16 protein-coding genes and 1 tRNA gene are annotated in these 15,637 nt (G+C 71.7%); 9 read left to right on the top strand and 8 right to left on the bottom strand.

Annotation, left to right across the window (positions count from 1 at the left end):
• Nucleotides 1-380 precede the first annotated feature (380 nt).
• Both APR03_RS24275 and APR03_RS24270 read left to right on the top strand, forming a co-directional pair.
• Nucleotides 381-1,172, top strand: a complete 792-nt coding sequence (locus tag APR03_RS24275) for a DUF5819 family protein (protein WP_253839910.1) — start codon at nt 381-383, stop codon at nt 1,170-1,172.
• Nucleotides 1,169-2,062, top strand: coding sequence for an HTTM domain-containing protein (locus APR03_RS24270; RefSeq protein WP_253839909.1), 894 nt, complete (start codon nt 1,169-1,171; stop codon nt 2,060-2,062). Before APR03_RS24275 ends, APR03_RS24270 begins: the two co-directional genes overlap by 4 nt.
• On the opposite strand, the gene APR03_RS24265 is transcribed toward APR03_RS24270, so the two are convergent.
• The 7 genes from APR03_RS24265 to APR03_RS24235 all read right to left on the bottom strand — a co-directional run bounded on the left by APR03_RS24265 (nt 2,014) and on the right by APR03_RS24235 (nt 8,331).
• The gene (locus APR03_RS24265; RefSeq protein WP_253839908.1) at nt 2,014-2,511 is read right to left on the bottom strand and encodes a DUF3145 domain-containing protein; all 498 of its coding nucleotides are present in this window, start codon (nt 2,509-2,511) and stop codon (nt 2,014-2,016) included. The two genes, APR03_RS24270 and APR03_RS24265, sit on opposite strands and share 49 nt — an antisense overlap.
• Before the next feature lie 288 nt (nt 2,512-2,799).
• Nucleotides 2,800-3,285 (bottom strand): peptide deformylase, encoded by a 486-nt coding sequence (def, locus tag APR03_RS24260; RefSeq protein ID WP_253839906.1) that lies wholly within the window; start codon nt 3,283-3,285, stop codon nt 2,800-2,802.
• Between the two features lie 108 nt (nt 3,286-3,393).
• A complete protein-coding gene (gene fabF, locus APR03_RS24255; protein WP_253839904.1) occupies nt 3,394-4,638 on the bottom strand; it encodes a beta-ketoacyl-ACP synthase II in 1,245 nt (414 codons plus the stop codon).
• Nucleotides 4,639-4,762: 124 nt separating this feature from the next.
• Nucleotides 4,763-5,011 (bottom strand): acyl carrier protein, encoded by a 249-nt coding sequence (locus APR03_RS24250; RefSeq protein WP_119143615.1) that lies wholly within the window; start codon nt 5,009-5,011, stop codon nt 4,763-4,765.
• A gap of 107 nt (nt 5,012-5,118) precedes the next feature.
• Nucleotides 5,119-6,120 carry a beta-ketoacyl-ACP synthase III gene (locus tag APR03_RS24245; RefSeq protein ID WP_253839902.1) on the bottom strand — a complete coding sequence of 334 codons (1,002 nt, stop codon included), beginning with the start codon at nt 6,118-6,120 and terminating at the stop codon, nt 5,119-5,121.
• Complete coding sequence (locus tag APR03_RS24240; RefSeq protein ID WP_253839900.1) at nt 6,120-7,079, bottom strand: ACP S-malonyltransferase; 960 nt, start codon at nt 7,077-7,079, stop codon at nt 6,120-6,122. The genes APR03_RS24245 and APR03_RS24240 overlap by 1 nt, the downstream gene beginning before the upstream one ends.
• A gap of 118 nt (nt 7,080-7,197) precedes the next feature.
• Nucleotides 7,198-8,331: a PucR family transcriptional regulator gene (locus APR03_RS24235; protein ID WP_253839966.1), complete on the bottom strand. Its 1,134-nt coding sequence runs from the start codon at nt 8,329-8,331 to the stop codon at nt 7,198-7,200.
• A 231-nt stretch (nt 8,332-8,562) separates the two neighbouring features.
• Between APR03_RS24235 and APR03_RS24230 the strand changes: the two genes are divergently transcribed.
• Nucleotides 8,563-9,243, top strand: a complete 681-nt coding sequence (locus APR03_RS24230; protein WP_253839898.1) for a hypothetical protein — start codon at nt 8,563-8,565, stop codon at nt 9,241-9,243.
• 142 nt (nt 9,244-9,385) lie between these two features.
• On the opposite strand, the gene aceE is transcribed toward APR03_RS24230, so the two are convergent.
• The gene (aceE, locus tag APR03_RS24225) at nt 9,386-12,136 is read right to left on the bottom strand and encodes a pyruvate dehydrogenase (acetyl-transferring), homodimeric type (RefSeq protein WP_253839896.1); all 2,751 of its coding nucleotides are present in this window, start codon (nt 12,134-12,136) and stop codon (nt 9,386-9,388) included.
• A 436-nt stretch (nt 12,137-12,572) separates the two neighbouring features.
• On the opposite strand from aceE, the gene APR03_RS24220 reads away from it, so the two are divergent.
• From APR03_RS24220 to APR03_RS24195, 6 genes are all read left to right on the top strand, one after another.
• On the top strand, nt 12,573-12,980 hold the full coding sequence (locus tag APR03_RS24220) for a DUF3052 domain-containing protein (protein ID WP_253839894.1): 408 nt from the start codon (nt 12,573-12,575) through the stop codon (nt 12,978-12,980).
• The gene (locus APR03_RS24215) at nt 12,977-13,435 is read left to right on the top strand and encodes a peroxiredoxin (protein ID WP_253839892.1); all 459 of its coding nucleotides are present in this window, start codon (nt 12,977-12,979) and stop codon (nt 13,433-13,435) included. Before APR03_RS24220 ends, APR03_RS24215 begins: the two co-directional genes overlap by 4 nt.
• A gap of 64 nt (nt 13,436-13,499) precedes the next feature.
• Nucleotides 13,500-13,573: transfer RNA gene (locus APR03_RS24210), tRNA-Val, on the top strand.
• A gap of 157 nt (nt 13,574-13,730) precedes the next feature.
• Nucleotides 13,731-15,011 (top strand): tyrosine-type recombinase/integrase, encoded by a 1,281-nt coding sequence (locus APR03_RS24205; protein ID WP_253839891.1) that lies wholly within the window; start codon nt 13,731-13,733, stop codon nt 15,009-15,011.
• Between the two features lie 33 nt (nt 15,012-15,044).
• The gene (locus APR03_RS24200) at nt 15,045-15,287 is read left to right on the top strand and encodes an excisionase family DNA-binding protein (protein WP_308216542.1); all 243 of its coding nucleotides are present in this window, start codon (nt 15,045-15,047) and stop codon (nt 15,285-15,287) included.
• Between the two features lie 112 nt (nt 15,288-15,399).
• On the top strand, nt 15,400-15,637 hold a 238-nt coding region (locus APR03_RS24195), incomplete at its 3' end, for a transposase (RefSeq protein WP_253839889.1).

Raw genomic sequence — 15,637 nt, 5'->3', positions numbered from 1 at the left:
GTGCGCACAGGCCGGCCGTGCAAGCTCACGGGGACGGCGTCGGCGGCAGCGGAACATGCCGCGGCTGCACCCGGATCCCGAGCCGCCATCTCCGCATGGCGACCGACTGCAGCGTCCGGCCGAGGATCCGTGCCGCATCGTCTGCGCTGTGACTTCTGACGACCGCGTCATCGTCGGGCGTCCAGGCCTGACGGCGTACGCCGTACCTGGAGCTCGGCGCCTCCCAGGCGACGATCTTCGAAGCCGCGGCCGCCTTGCGTGGGAGTGCAAGCGCGCCCTCGTAGTAGCACCAGCTAGCCAGGGCTTGTGCCGACTCTCCGGGGTCGCGGCGAGCGATGCTTTCTGGCCCGGGCGCCCCGGCGTCTGGCACCCTGTGCGCGGTGAGCACTGCGCGCGAGGGGCCGGACTCCGGGGCGCCCGCCGTCTCCCGGCGCCTGCGGGCCGCCGGGCTCGTGGCCTGGGCGGTCCTTGCCGCTCACCTCGTCGCGACCGTGCTGTGGACGGCGCCCGGACGGCTCACGGGGCACGACGAGCCGCTGTCCGACCAGCCCGTCACCACGCCCGCCCACCGCGTGCTGCGAGCCTGGATGACGCCCGTCTTCGACCAGGGCTGGTCGCTCTTCGCGCCGGAACCTCTGCACGTCGACTACGTGCTGCGGGTGCGCGGGGTCTGGGCGAGCGGACCCGGCGGCGCCCTGGAGCCGGGACCGTGGACCGACGCGACGGCCGTCGAGACCCGCGCCCTGATGGGCCACGTGCTCCCGGCCGCCACCGAACGGCCCGCCCGCCGCCTGGCCGCGGAGGTGCGCGCGGCGTACCTCGCGCTGCCCGACGACGCCCGCGTCCTGGCGCTGGGCTCCACGGGGGGCAGTCGTGCGGACCTGACCGACGCAGGGGCGCCGGCCGCCGTCGTCGACCGCTACCTGGCCGCGGACCGTGCACTGACCGCCTACGCGACCCAGGTGGTCAGCGCGGAGCGGGCCGCGCCGGACGACGGCGATCCCGTCTACGTCCAGGCCGCCGTGGTGCGCCGCGAGGTCGCGCCGCCCGGCGCGCCGGCCCCGCCGCCCGACGAGCTGACCCTCGGCGCCCGCGCCCCCCTGCGGCTGCCCGGGCAGGACGACGCGGCCTTCGCCGCCACCTGGGCGCGGCTCGGGGGCCGGGCGCCGTGACCCGTCTGCTCGACGCCGGCGTGCGCTGGATGACCCGGGAGCGGCACGCGACCTACGGCCTCGCGCTGACGCGCATCCTGCTGGGCCTGGGCACCGGCGCCTACGTGGCGGCGAACCTCGCGGACCGCGCGGCCCTGTGGGGCGACGGCGCCCGCTGGACGACGCCGGCCGGCGGGCAGCCGCTCCCCGACCTCCCGCTCACCGTGCTCTGCCTCGGCGTGCTGGTGGTCGCCGCGCTGGTCACGGTGGGCTGGCGGGCGCGGTGGACGGTGCCCCTGCTCCTGCTCGGCTGGTCCGTGCTGACGGCGGTCAACCCCCTGGTGGCCGACCAGGGGCTGAACCTCGCCCGGATCCTGCTGCTGTACCTCTGCCTCGCCGACACGTCCGCGCGCTGGTCGCTCGACGCCCGCCGACGGGGGAGGGGTGTGCCGGGGCCGGTGCGCACCCTCGCGCACAACACCGCCGTGCTCGCGGTGGGCGCCCAGGTCTGCCTGGTGTACGTGCTGTCGGGCCTGTTCAAGCTCGAGGGGGCCGCCTGGCGCGACGGCACGGCGGTGCACTACCCCCTGGCGCTGCCGCAGTTCCGGCCGTGGCCGCTCCTGGCCGACCTCGTCGTGGGCCAGGGCTGGCTGGTGGCCACGGCCACGTGGGGCACGCTGGCGCTGCAGGTCGCGTTCCCGATCCTGGTGCTGCACCGGCGGCTGCGCACGGCCGCGGTCGGCGGGGCGCTGCTCATGCACGCGGCCATCGCCGTGGTCCTGGGCCTGCCGTTCTTCTCGCTGTTCATGATGGCGGGCGACTGCGTGTTCCTGCGGGACACGGCGGTCGCCCGCCGGGTGGCTCAGCCGACCTGGTGGAGCCAGCGCACCGGGGCGCCCAGGCCGGCGTAGCGGAAGGGCTCCAGCTCGTCGTCCCACGCCGCGCCCAGGGCGAGGTCGAGGGCCTCGCGCATGGCGCGCGGGTCGGCGAGCTCCAGGGCGGCGCGGACACGGTCCTCGGGGACCACCACGTTGCCGTGCACGTCGGTCATGGCGTGGAAGATGCCGAGGTCGGGGGTGTGCGACCAGCGGGCGCCGTCGGCCCCGTTGCTCGCGTCCTCGGTGACCTCGTAGCGCAGGTGCGCCCAACCGCGCAGGGCGGACGCGAGCTTGGCGCCCGTGCCCTGCGGCCCCTGCCACGAGTACTCGGCGCGGTACAGGCCACGCCCTGCGGGCTGCGCGGTCCAGTCCATGGATACGCGCACGCCAAGGACGTTCCCTGCGGCCCACTCGATGTGGGGGCACAGGGCACGTGGCGCGGAGTGCACGAACAGCACACCCCGCGTGATGACACCGGCCATGTCTTCCTCCCTGGATCGAGGTACGTCTTCCCCTACGTCCTCACCAGGGCGGTGACGCTGTGGCCGGTTGCACAGCAGTGCTTCGGACCACATCCTGCCCGATCCCTCGGTGACATGCGAGGCGAACTGACACGCATGTCGCCGAAAAGATCACTTCGTACGACGAGTTCGTGCGGCACATTCTTGCCTAAAGGGACGTATCGCCACTAGTGGTCGTACGAATCTGGGCATGATTCATCCCACAGGGGGTGAACGTACGAAATCGCCCGCTGATCCCTCACGGGCCGGTCAGAGCCGGGCGCGCAGCTCCCGCATCGCGGCCCGGCGCGTCTCCTTCTGCAGCCGGTCGAGGTAGACCATGCCGTCGAGGTGGTCGCACTCGTGCTGCAGGCAGCGCGCCATGAGGCCGGTGCCCTCCACGGTGAGCGGGTTGCCGTCCAGGTCGATGCCCTCGACGCGGGCGTAGTTGGCGCGGACGGTGGGGTACCAGAGGCCGGGGACCGACAGGCAGCCCTCGCCGCCCTCCTGCAGCTCCTCGCCCAGCTCGACGATGCGCGGGTTGAGCACGTAGCCGATGTCGCCCTCGATGTTCCACGAGAAGGCGCGCAGCGAGACGCCGATCTGGTTGGCGGCCAGGCCGGCGCGCCCTTCGTCGTCCACCGTCTCGACGAGGTCCGCGACGAGGCCGCGGACGCGGTCGTCGATGGTCGTCACGGTGTCGCACGGGGTACGTAGCACGGGGTCGGGAACCACTCGGATCTCACGCATTGCCATGGTGACATTCTCCCATGTCAGCACCGGGGAGCGCCGTCGGCACACCCCCGGACGTGTCGGACGCTCAGATCACCTGGGTGACCTGAGCGTCCGACACGTGCCCGTGGATCAGGCGTTCTGGATCAGGAGGGCGACGTTGTGGCCGCCGAAGCCGAACGAGTTGTTGATCGCGGCGATGTCGCCGCCCGGCAGCTTCGCCGGCTCGTCCCGCACCAGGGGCACCTGGAGCTCGGGGTCGGGGTTGTCCACGTTGATGGTCGGCGGGGCGAGGCGCTCGGCCACGGCCTTGACCGCGAACAGCGACTCGATGGCGCCGGCACCGCCCAGCAGGTGGCCGGTCATCGACTTGGTGGCCGAGAGCTGCACGTGGTCGGCGTCCGACCCGAAGAGCTTGCGGATCGAGGCGGTCTCGGTGAGGTCGCCCACCTTGGTGGAGGTGGCGTGCGCGTTCACGTGCACGACGTCGGCGGGCGTCACCCCGGCGTCCTCCAGCGCGGCGCGCATGGCCGCGACCTGGCCCGTGCCCTCGGGGTCGGGCGAGGTGATGTGGTAGGCGTCCGACGAGAGGCCGACGCCGCTGATCTTCGCGTAGACGCGCGCGCCGCGGGCGGCCGCGTGCTCGGCGCTCTCCAGCACCAGGACGGCGGCGCCCTCGCCCAGCACGAAGCCGTCGCGGTCGACGTCGTAGGGCCGCGAGGCGCGCTCCGGCTCGTCGTTGCGCAGCGACAGCGTGCGCGACGCCGCGAACCCGCCGAGCGGCATCGGGTGGATCGAGGCCTCGGTGCCGCCGGCGACGACGACGTCGGCCCGGCCCGTGCGGATCATCTCCACGGCGTACCCGACGGCCTCGGCGCCCGAGGCGCAGGCCGAGACGAGCGCGTGGGTGCCCGCGCGGGCACCGAACTCGAGGGAGACGTACGCCGAGGGCGAGTTCGGCATGAGCATGGGGACCGTCATGGGCAGCATGCGGCGCGCGCCGCGCTCCCGCATGGTGTCCCAGCTGTCCAGGATGGTCTGGATACCGCCGATGCCCGACGACACCACGGCGCCGAGCCGCTCGCCGGGGACCTCGGGGGTGCCCGCGTCGGCCCACGCCTCGCGCGCAGCGACGACCGCGTACTGCGCGGACGGGTCCATGCGCTTGGTCTCGGGGCGCGACAGCACCTCGGCCGGGTCGACCTTGATGGTGGCGGCGAACGTGACGGGCAGGCCGTACTTCTCCGCCCAGTCGTTGTCGAGGGTGTGCGCCCCCGAGACGCCGGCGAGGGCGGCCTCCCACGTGGATGCCACGTCCCCGCCGAGCGGGGTGGTGGCGCCGAGGCCGGTGACGACGACTTCGCGTGCGGAGGTCATGGTGATGCTCCCGAGGATGGTGGGACGAAGGGGGCAGGTGCTGCGGGGTGCGCTGTCTCGTGGGCAGCGCGTGCCCGGCGGCGCCGCGGAGCCGGGTGGGCCCGCGGCGGCCGCCGGGGGCGGATCAGGCCTGGGCGCTCTTGATGAAGCTCACGGCGTCGCCGACGGTGGCGAGGTTCTTGACCTCCTCGTCCGGGATGCGAACCCCGAACTTGTCCTCGGCGTGCGTGACGATGGTCATCATCGACAGGGAGTCGATGTCGAGGTCGTCGGTGAAGGACTTCTCGAGCAGGACGTCGGCCGTGTCGAGGCCCGTCTCCTCGGCGACGATCTCGGCGAGGCCCGTGAGGATCTCCTGGTCCGTGTTGGCCATGGGACTTCCTTATCTTTCGTAACGGTCACCGGCGCCGTCGGGCACCGGAGTCTTGCTGGTCAGATCTTGGCGCATCCGGCGACCGGAATGCACAACGGGCACCCTCGTCAGGGAAGGACCACGACCTGCGCGGCGTAGACGAGGCCCGCGCCGAACCCGATCTGGAGTGCGAGGTCGCCGGACTTCGCCTGCCCCTCGGACAGGAGCCGCTCGGCGGCCAGCGGGATGGACGCCGCCGACGTGTTGCCGGTCTCGGCGATGTCGCGCGCGATCACCACCGACTCGGGCAGCCCGAGCTGCTTCTTCATCTGGTCGATGATGCGCATGTTGGCCTGGTGCGGGATGAAGACCTGGATGTCCTCGGCGGTGACGCCCGCCTCGGCCATGGCCTTCTCGGCGACCGGCGCCATCTGGAAGCTCGCCCACTTGAACACCGTGGGGCCGTCCTGGCGCAGCGTGGGCCAGCCGAGCGAGGGGTCCTCGCGCAGCTCGGTCCACGAGTGCGTCTGCCGGATCGCGGTGGCCTTGGAGCCGTCCGAGCCCCACACCGTCGGGCCGATGCCCGGGGTGTCGGACGGGCCGACGATCGCGGCGCCCGCGCCGTCGCCCAGCAGGAACGAGATGGAGCGGTCGGTCGGGTCGATGATCTCGCTGAGCTTCTCGGCGCCGATCACCAGCACGTGGCGGGCCAGGCCCGCGCGCACCAGGGCGTCCGCCTGGCCGATGCCGTACGCGTAGCCCGCGCAGGCGGCCGAGACGTCGTAGGCCGCGGCCGGTGTCGCGCCGAGGCGCTCCGCCAGGATGGCGGCGCCCGACGGCGTCATGTGCATGTGGGTGATGGTCGACAGGATGACGGCGTCGATGTCCGCGCCGGTCAGGCCCGCGGCCTCCAGCGCCCGCACCGAGGCGGTCTCCGCCAGGTCGAGCACGTCCTTGTCCGCGCCGGCGCGGCGACGCGTGATGATGCCGGTGCGCTGCCGGATCCACTCGTCGGAGGAGTCGATCGGACCAGCGATGTCGTCGTTCGTGACGACGAGCTCGCCGCGCTCCGCGCCGATCGCGAGGATCCGCGAGAACTGCGTGGGCTGTGCCTGCTGCAGGGTGGCCATCAGGCGGCTCCCGCCGTGCTGTGGGCCGCGACGAGCGCGCGGGCCGCGTCCAGGTCGGCCGGCGTCTTGACCGCCACGGTCTCGACGCCCTTGAGGCCGCGCTTGGCCAGGCCCGTGAGCACACCGCCCGGGGCGAGCTCCAGCAGGCCCGTCACACCGCGCTCCGCGAGGGCCGTCATGATGAGGTCCCAGCGCACCGGCGCCGTGACCTGGCCCGCGAGGTTGCGCAGCACGTCGGCGCCCGTGCCGTGGCCGTGGGTACCACCCGTGTAGGCCGTGCCGTCGAGGTCGGCCAGGAACGGCAGCGTCGGGTCCGCGGCGTCCCAGCCGAGGGCCACCGGCTCGAACTCGGCGCGGGCCGCGTCCATGAACGGGGTGTGGAAGGCGCCCGCCACCTGCAGCGGGATCACCCGGGCCCGGGTGGGCGGGTTCTCCGCGAGCTTGGCGAGGTTCTCCAGCGCGCCGGCGGCGACCGTCTGGCCCGCGCCGTTGACGTTGGCGGGCCACAGGCCCGCGGCCTCGATCGCGGCGAGCACCTCGTCCGGGTCGCCGCCCACGACGGCGCTCATGCCGGACGGCGCCGCGGCCGCCGCGGTGGCCATCGCCCGGGCGCGGCGCGCGACCAGGCCGGCCGCGCCGTCGTCGGTCAGGGCGCCCGCCACGGCCGCGGCCGACAGCTCGCCGACGGAGTGGCCCGCGGTGACGTCGACGACGTCGGCTGCCTCGCGGCCGTCCAGGACGGCGCGCAGGGCGAGCAGGGAGGTGGTGACGATCAGCGGCTGCGCCACGGCGGTGTCGCGGATCGTGTCCGCGTCCGACGTGGTGCCGTGCGCCACGAGGTCGAGGCCGGCGGCCTCGGACGCCGCGGCGAGGCGTTGTTCGGTGCCGGGCAGCTCGAGCCAGTCGCTGAGCATCCCGGGGGTCTGTGAGCCCTGTCCAGGGCAGACGACGGCGAGCACGCGTCCACTCTGCCAACCCGGACAGCGCTTGCGACGTCGCGACCCGTACCAACCTGGTCGGGGGGCCTTGTGGACAACCTACAAGGCGCCGGGACGGGTGAAGAGTTAGGGCCTGAGGTCAGCCGCGCCCGAGCTGGCCGAGGGCCAGCGCCACCTGCAGCACGAACGACTCGCGCGCGTCCAGCGGGTCCCAGCCGGTGATCTCCGAGACCTTGCGCAGCCGGTAGCGCACCGTGTTGGGGTGAACGTACAGATGGCGTGCGGCGGCCTCCAGAGACCGGCCCGTGCCCAGGTACGCCGACAGCGTCTCCAGCACGGCGCCCCCGGCGTCCTGCAACGGGGTGAACGCCTGGGCGATGAGCGTGGCGCGCGCCGTGTAGTCGCCGGTCAGGACCCGCTCGGGGAGCAGGTCGTCGGCCATGACCGGACGCGGCGCCTGGGGCCAGGCCGGGGCGGCCGTGAGGCCGGCGAGCGCCGACCGGGCCGACCGGGGCGCGTCGGTGAGGCTGGGCACCTGGGTGCCGATGACCACGGGGCCCGAGCCGAACCGGCTCATGAGCGACGTCGCGGCGGCGACGAGGTCGCCCTCGCCGCCGAGCACGAGCACGAGGCGGTCGCCGTGGATGCCGACGAGGGCGTCGCCGGCGGCGCGGCGGGCCACCCGGCGGATCTCGGCGGTGCGGATCTCGTCCAGCTCGGGGGTGGCGTGGCCCACGACGACGAGGGCGTTGCCGCGGCCGCTCCAGCCGAGGGCGGAGATGCGGGAGCGCAGCGAGTCGTCGCCGTCGCCGCGCACGAGGGCGTCGACGACGAGCGCCTCGAGGCGGGCGTCCCAGGCGCCGCGCCACTCGGCGGCGCGGGCGTAGACCTCGGCGGCGGAGAAGGCGACCTCGCGGGAGTAGCGCAGCACCGCCTCGCGCAGGTCGCGCTCGCCGCCGGGGGCGGCGATCCGGTCGGAGTGCGTCTCGACGACGTCGACCACCACGCGCACGAGCTGCAGGGTGTGCTGCAGGGAGATCGAGCGGGTGAGCTCGGTGGGGGCCGCGGCGAAGATCTCGCTGACGCCGTGCGGCGGCCGGTCGGGGTCGGTGAACCACGAGGTGAAGGCGTTGATGCCCGCCTGGGCGACGAGTCCGACGTAGGAGCGGTCCTCGGCGGGCAGCTCGCGGTACCAGTTCAGGTCCTCGTCGAGCCGGCGCATGGCGGCGGCGGTGAGCAGGCCGCTGGCCTCGCGGACCCGCTGCAGGTTCATCGGGAAGCCGGCGGGGTCGGTGCCGACCTCGGCTCCCGTCTCCTGTGTCGGGTCCGCGGGTCGCTCCACGGACGGTCCGGCCCCCTGGTCGTTCTTGGGGGCGCTGGTGCGCGCCCGTCGCGTTGCTGGCACCGGGGCAGCATACGAGTCCGAGTTGTGGGGAGTCCACAAACGGACTTCTCAGACAGCGTCGGCCCAGTGAGCGGGTGAGGAAAACTGTAGGGTCGAGGCATGGCCCTGATGCAACGGCTCCGCCGCCTCATCCGTCGGCCCCTGTCTGCGTCCACGGTCGGTGCGCGCCGGCCGTCGCCGTCGGCGCCCCGACGAGGGGACGCGGGGCACGAGGACGCCCTGCGCGCCCAGCTGACCGACGATCCCAACAACGAGGAGGCGTTCAGCGCCCTGGCGGAGATCGTCCGTCGCCGGGCCGCGGAGGACCCGACGCTGGAGGACCCGCTGCGGGACTCCGACGAGATCCCGGAGTCGAAGCAGCAGGAGGCTGACCTCGCGGTCTGGGCCCTCGCCGAGGAGCTCGCCGGGCACCCGCGCGGCTGGTACCCGCTGATCGAGCTGGGCCGGCTGTCGCTGGCGGACGACCCGGAGGGCGCCGTCCGGCGGTTCACGACGGCCGCGGAGCGGGACCCGGACGGGAACGCGTTGGTCGAGGGACTGGCGATCCTGCGGGAGGCGGGCATGCCCGTCGAGGCCCTGGGTCTGGGCGTGGGGCACTGGCGGGTGCGGGAGCACCCGCCGGAGGTGGGCAGGCACCTGGTGCTGGCCGCGCTGGAGGCCGACCGCGTGCACGAGGCGAAGCAGCACCTGCGCGCACTGGAGACGCACCCCGACGCGCGGGCGACGGCCCGCCTCCGCGACGAGCTGGCGAAGCGCATCGCGGAGGCGGGCCCGGCATAACCGTCTGCCCCGCCTGTCCCCGTGGCCCGAGCCATCGTTCCGCCGACCACGCCATCGTTCCGCCGACCAAGCCATTGGGCCCAGAACTCAGCTGAGTTCTGGGCCCAATGGCTTGGTCGGGGCGGGATTGGTCGGGCAGGGACTAGCTGTCGCCGCCCGCCACGCCCGACGTGCCGGCGTTGACGTCCAGGAGGCGGTACTTCTCCACGGCCTTGGCCACGACGTCGGCCGGGACCTCGCCGCGCCGCGCGAGCGACTGCAGGGTCTTGACCACCATCGACGGGCCGTCGATGAGGAAGTGCCGGCGCGCGGCGGCGCGGGTGTCGGAGAAGCCGAAGCCGTCCGCACCGAGCACCGCGTAGTCGCCGGGCACCCACGCGCGGATCTGGTCGGGCACCAGGTGGTCGTAGTCGCTGGTGGCGACGAACGGGCCCTGCGCGCCGGACAGCTTCTCCGTGACGTACGGGGTGCGCACGGGCGCCGCCGGGTCCACGAGCGCGTCGTGCTCGGAGGCCAGCGCGTCGCGGCGCAGCTCGTTCCAGCTCGTCACCGACCACACGTCGGCCGAGACGCCCCAGTCCTCCTTGAGGAGCTGCTGCGCCTCGAGCGCCCACGGCACGCCCACGCCGGAGGCGAGGAGCTGGGCCTTGGGGCCGTCCGCGTCGGACACCGAGATGCGGTGGAGGCCGCGCTTGATGCCCTCGACGTCGACGTCCTCCGGCTCGGCCGGCTGGACCATCGGCTCGTTGTACACCGTGAGGTAGTACATGACGTCCTGGTCGCGGCCGTCGGAGCCGTCGCCGTACATGCGCTCGATGCCGTCGCGCACGATGTGCCGGATCTCGTAGCCGTACGCCGGGTCGTACTGCACGACGGCGGTGTTCGTCCCCGCGATGAGCGGCGAGTGCCCGTCGGCGTGCTGCAGGCCCTCACCGGTCAGCGTGGTGCGGCCGGCGGTGGCGCCGATGATGAAGCCGCGCGTCATCTGGTCGCCGGCGGCCCAGAACTGGTCGCCCGTGCGCTGGAAGCCGAACATCGAGTAGAAGATGTAGACCGGGATCATCGGCTCGCCGTGCGTGGCGTACGCCGTGCCCACCGCCTGGAAGGCGGCGGCGGAACCGGCCTCGTTGATGCCGGTGTGCATGATCTGGCCGGACTCGGACTCCTTGTAGCTCAGCATGAGCTCGCGGTCCACGGCGAGGTAGTTCTGGCCGAGCGTGTTGAAGATCTTGGCGCTCGGGAAGATGGAGTCGAGGCCGAACGTGCGGGCCTCGTCCGGGATGATCGGCACGATGCGGTGACCGAAGTCCTTGGCCTTGAACAGGTCCTTGAGCAGGCGGACGAACGCCATGGTCGAGGCGACCTGCTGCGTGCCGGAACCCTTCTTCAGCAGCTCGTAGGACTTGTCCTCGGGCAGCGTGAGCGTCGTCCGCGCCTTCGTGCGGCGCTCCGGCACGAACCCGCCGAGCTGACGGCGGCGCTCCAGCATGTACTGGATCTCCGGCGCGTCGGCGCCCGGGTGGTAGTACGGCGGCAGGTACGGGTCCTTCTCGAGCTCCTCGTCGGAGATCGGGATGTGCAGCGAGTCGCGCAGCGTCTTGAGGTCGTCGCCCTTGAGCTTCTTCATCTGGTGGGTCGCGTTGCGGCCCGCGAAGCCCGCGCCCAGGCCGTAGCCCTTGACGGTGTGCGCCAGGATGACGGTCGGCTGGCCCGTGTGCGCCCGCGCCGCCGAGTAGGCCGCGTAGAGCTTGCGGTAGTCGTGGCCGCCGCGCTTCATGTTCCAGATGTCCTCGTCGGTCATGTTCTCGACGAGCGCCTTGGTGCGCGGGTCGCGACCGAAGAAGTGCTCGCGGATGAACGCGCCCGACTCGGCGCGGTAGGTCTGGTAGTCGCCGTCCGGCGTGACGTTCATCAGGTTGACCAGGGCGCGGTCCTTGTCGGCGTTGAGCAGGGCGTCCCACTCGCGGCCCCAGACGACCTTGATGACGTTCCAGCCGGCGCCCTTGAACTGGGCCTCCAGCTCCTGGATGATCTTGCCGTTGCCGCGCACCGGGCCGTCGAGACGCTGCAGGTTGCAGTTGACGACGAACGTCAGGTTGTCGAGCTGCTGCTGCGCCGCGAGCTGCAGCATGCCGCGGCTCTCGGGCTCGTCCATCTCGCCGTCGCCGAGGAACGCCCAGACGTCCTGCTGGCTGGTGTCCTTGATGCCGCGGTTGTGCAGGTACTGGTTGGTCCAGGCCTGGTAGATCGCCGACGCCGGGCCGAGGCCCATGCTCACGGTCGGGAACTCCCAGAAGTCCTGCATGAGGCGCGGGTGCGGGTAGGACGGCAGGCCGCCGCCCGGGTGGGACAGCTCCTGGCGGAAGCCGTCGAGCTGGTCGGCGCTCAGGCGGCCCTCGAGGTACCCGCGCGCGTAGACGCCGGGGGAGGCGTGGCCCTGGAAGTAGATCTGGTCGCCGCCGCCCGGGTGGTCCTTGCCCCGGAAGAAGTGGTTCAGGCCCACCTCGTACAGCGTGGCCACGGAGGCGTAGGAGGAGATGTGCCCGCCGACGCTCAGGCCCTCGCGCTGGGCGCGGGTCACCATGACCGCCGCGTTCCAGCGGATCCACGAGCGGTAGCGGCGCTCCATGGCCTCGTCGCCCGGGAAGTACGGCTCCTCGTGCACACCGATGGTGTTCACGTACGGGGTCGCCATCGACGCGGGGATGCTCACGTTGCGCTCGCGCGCGCGGCGCAGCAGGTTGAGCATGACGTACCGGGCGCGGGGTCCGCCCTTCTCGTCGATCAGCCCGTCGAAGGACTCGACCCACTCCTCGGTCTCGGCCGGGTCGATGTCGGGTACGGCGCTGAGCAGACCGTTGATCAGCGGTCCGGTCTCGTCAAACGAAGCCACCAGCAACCTCTCTCGGTGTGTCGCGCGGCGTGGTCGCGGTTCGCGCTCCCCGCCGCCTCGTCAGAACCCGTCGCGTCGGCGGCAGCGTCACCACAGCTGGGGTTGCGGCTGTGCACGCCCACGCACAGGTGGTCAGAGCCATTCTGTCCCCTCTCAGCGTGCGCTCACACCATAGGGCGGTCAAGAGTGCGTGATCTGCGTTACGTCCGTAGAGGTTCACACCAGTATTGATACGCGGTATCGCAATGATGAGACTCAGTGCATGACCTGTCCGTTGCCAACTCATCGCGAGATCAAAACGACGCGACGCGCCCAGGTTGCGAGGCATGGCCGGGGTGCGTGCACTACCTTTGGCGACGGAGAGCCCGACGAGGGGCTGACAGAACACGTGACGCGCCGGGTTTCCGGTGCGACAGAGAGAGGGACGATCAACCAAGTGAGCACGGACACCCAGGGCGCGGGCCGCCTCGGTTTCGAGGCCGGCCAGGTGGTGCAGGAGTTCGGCTGGGGCGACGACGTCGACGAAGCCCTGCGGGCCGACATCGAGGAGATCATCGGTGGTGAGCTGGAGGACGAGGACTACGGCGACGTCACCGACGGCGTCATCCTCTGGTGGCGGGAGGACGACGGCGACCTCACCGACGCACTGGTCGACGTCCTGACCGTGCTGGACGACGGCGGGCTGATCTGGATCCTCACGCCCAAGCCGGGCCGCCCGGGAGAGGTGGGCCACGGCGACATCCAGGAGGCCGCGACGACCGCCGGCCTGCAGACCACCAGCACGTTCGCCATCGCCGAGGACTGGTCGGCGACGCGCCTGGGCTACCGCGGCCGCGGCAAGTGACCGTGCCGTCGCCGGGTGACCCCGCGCCCGACTTCACGCTCCCGGACACGCACGGCACCCCGACCACCCTGTCGGACCTGCGCGGGGCGCCGGTGCTCGTCGTCTTCGTGCCGTTCGCGTTCTCGGGCACGTGCACCGGCGAGCTCTGCGAGCTGCGCGACAACATCGAGGACTTCGAGACCGCCGGGGTGCGGCTGCTCGTCATCTCCACAGACGCGGTGTTCACGCTCAAGGCGTGGCAGGCCGCGGAGGGCTACCAGTTCGACCTGCTCTCGGACTTCTGGCCCCACGGCGCCGTCGCGCGCGACTACGGGGTCTTCGACGAGGGCTCGGGCATCGCCCTGCGCGGCTCGTTCCTGATCGACGGCGACGGCATCGTGCGCTGGAGCGTGGTGAACCCCCGCGGGCAGGCGAGGGACCTGGACGAGTACCGGCGCGCGCTCGCCGAGATCTGATCCGGGGCGGACCCGAAAACAGGGACGATGTGCGGCGCGGGCCAGGTATTGTGGACCGCTGCCGGGGCTCGTAGCTCAGCTGGTTAGAGCGCCACGTTTACACCGTGGATGTCGGGGGTTCGAATCCCTCCGGGCCCACTCGCTGCAGAAATGCAGCCTGACCTGGGTCGACGCTTCCTCCCCTCCTGGACAGCAGTAGACACTTCTGGACTCCTGTGGGCATTCGAATGCCCACCTAATGCCCACGGCTGCTGGCGCCCGTTGCCCACCTCGCTCTGTGAGGGGGTCGGTCTCCATGGCAGGTAAGTCAGGTCACCGGGCGTTCGGCAACATCGAGACTCGCCGCAACACACGGACCAAGAAGGTCTCGGGCTACCGCGCGCGGTACCTCGGGCCAGATGGTCAGACGCACCCGCGTTCCTTCGGGGACAAGCTCGCCGCAGAAGCCTGGCTCGTCGAAGAGAAGCGGCTCATCGATCGCGACGAGTGGAGTCCACCGAAGTCGCGCGGTTCCGTGGTAGGCCGATTGACGCTGAGCGAGTGGGCGCGGGAGTACATCGAGTCGCGCACGCTCGCGCCGTCGACGTACCGCAACTACACCCGAAACCTCCGCGTCTACATCGAGCCCACGATCGGCAAGAAGTACGTCGACGAGATCACGGTCACGGACGTCACGGTGTGGCACACCAAGCTGAAGGCCGAGGCGCGAGCGCGAGCGAAGAAGGCCGAGCGCGCGGATCGGACCGGGGCAGGTGAAGCCGCCCAGGTCTACAAGTTCCTCTCCGGTGTCTTCAAGGGAGCAGTCGAGGCTGGCCTCATCGGGATCTCGCCGGCGCGTGTCGTCGGAGCCGGCCGCTACAAGCGGCGTCGCCGGGTGATTCTGACCCCCGGCGAAGTGCGGGCACTGGCTGAGGCGCTCCCCGAGAACCTGCGTGCACTGGCAGATCTGCTCAACTGGACCGGCATGCGCATCGGCGAGGCCCGAGCGCTCCGCCGGTGCGACGTCGACCTACGAGATCCGCGGAATGCTTCGGTCAGCGTGGAGCAGAACGTCTCGCAGGGCGGCAAGGGCATCAATGCAGTGGTCGGCCCGGTGAAGTCGGACGCTGGGTATCGGACCATCGCGATCGCGGAAGACCTGGTGCCGATACTTGCCGCGCACATCGATCGCTTCGCCCAGTCTGGACGGGACGGCCTGGTCTTCCCGGGCCAGAAGGGCGGTGTCCTACCGGAGGGGACGTGGCGCGACAACTGGATCAGAGCACGCAACAAGGCGGGCTTGCCGGGCGTGAAGACCCACGACCTTCGGCACACGAGCCTCACTCTTGCCGCACGGGCGGGAGCGACGACTGCCGAGCTGATGTACCGCGCCGGCCACTCAGAACCGCGCGTAGCGATGGACTATCAGCACGCTGCCGCGGAACGTGACCGGATGATCGCCGAGCGCATGTCTGCGGAGGCACGGAAGGACGAACTGGCAGAACGGCGTCTGCGACGGAACCCAGCCTTGCTGGGGCCTGACGAGCGCCGCACCGATCGATCGGAGCCGCCCGCGGACAGCATCGGACACCTGTGATCTGACAGGTTCGTCTGATGATGGAGAAGCATCATGAAACCGCATGCCGGAAGAAACAGCCCACGTCCCTCGCCATCAAGCATGGCCGGGCGAAGCCCGAAGGGAAACATGGTCAGCCTGACAGTCGCCGCAGAGACGCTTGGCATCTCTACCAAGACCGTGCGGCGTCGTATCGCCGACGGCACCGTGCGTGGTTACCGAGTCGGTCGGCTGATACGGCTTGACCTCGACGAGGTCCGTGAAGCTCTGGCGGTGGTGATCCCGTCAGCTGGGTAGCCGTGGCCCTAGGGCCTGTTTCAGAAGTGGCGTCTGACCTGGGGTTTCGGCATGCTGCGGGGTCGTGGTGGATGTTGCGGGGCGGCATGATCTGAGTGATGAGGCGTGGGCGGTGGTCGAGCCGTTGCTGCCGGTCGCCGCGTGCGGGCGCCCCGCACGGTTCCTGCGCCGGCAGATCGACGGGATCCGGTACCGGACCCGCGTGGGGTGCCCGTGGCGGGACGTGCACGACCGGTACGGGCCGTGGTCGAGCCTGTACCGGGTGTTCCGCCGCTACCAGCGCGACGGGGTCTGGGACCAGGTCCTGGACGCGTTGCGGACCCTGGCTGATGCGGGTGGGCAGATCTGCT

Source organism: Promicromonospora thailandica (assembly GCF_024171955.1).
Taxonomy (GTDB): domain Bacteria; phylum Actinomycetota; class Actinomycetes; order Actinomycetales; family Cellulomonadaceae; genus Promicromonospora; species Promicromonospora thailandica.
The sequence above is the reverse complement of the archived record's forward strand: the minus strand, read 5'-3'. Positions and strand labels throughout refer to the sequence as shown.

Excerpts from the sequence above, each read along its gene's own strand:
- APR03_RS24250 (WP_119143615.1), bottom strand. The coding sequence starts at position 5,011 with ATGGCCAACACGGACCAGGAGATCCTCACGGGCCTCGCCGAGATCGTC.
- APR03_RS24245 (WP_253839902.1), bottom strand. The coding sequence starts at position 6,120 with ATGGCCACCCTGCAGCAGGCACAGCCCACGCAGTTCTCGCGGATCCTC.
- APR03_RS24230 (WP_253839898.1), top strand. The coding sequence starts at position 8,563 with ATGGCCCTGATGCAACGGCTCCGCCGCCTCATCCGTCGGCCCCTGTCT.
- APR03_RS24265 (WP_253839908.1), bottom strand. The coding sequence starts at position 2,511 with ATGGCCGGTGTCATCACGCGGGGTGTGCTGTTCGTGCACTCCGCGCCA.
- APR03_RS24205 (WP_253839891.1), top strand. The coding sequence starts at position 13,731 with ATGGCAGGTAAGTCAGGTCACCGGGCGTTCGGCAACATCGAGACTCGC.
- fabF (WP_253839904.1), bottom strand. The coding sequence starts at position 4,638 with ATGACCTCCGCACGCGAAGTCGTCGTCACCGGCCTCGGCGCCACCACC.
- APR03_RS24235 (WP_253839966.1), bottom strand. The coding sequence starts at position 8,331 with ATGAACCTGCAGCGGGTCCGCGAGGCCAGCGGCCTGCTCACCGCCGCC.
- def (WP_253839906.1), bottom strand. The coding sequence starts at position 3,285 with ATGGCAATGCGTGAGATCCGAGTGGTTCCCGACCCCGTGCTACGTACC.
- APR03_RS24200 (WP_308216542.1), top strand. The coding sequence starts at position 15,045 with ATGAAACCGCATGCCGGAAGAAACAGCCCACGTCCCTCGCCATCAAGC.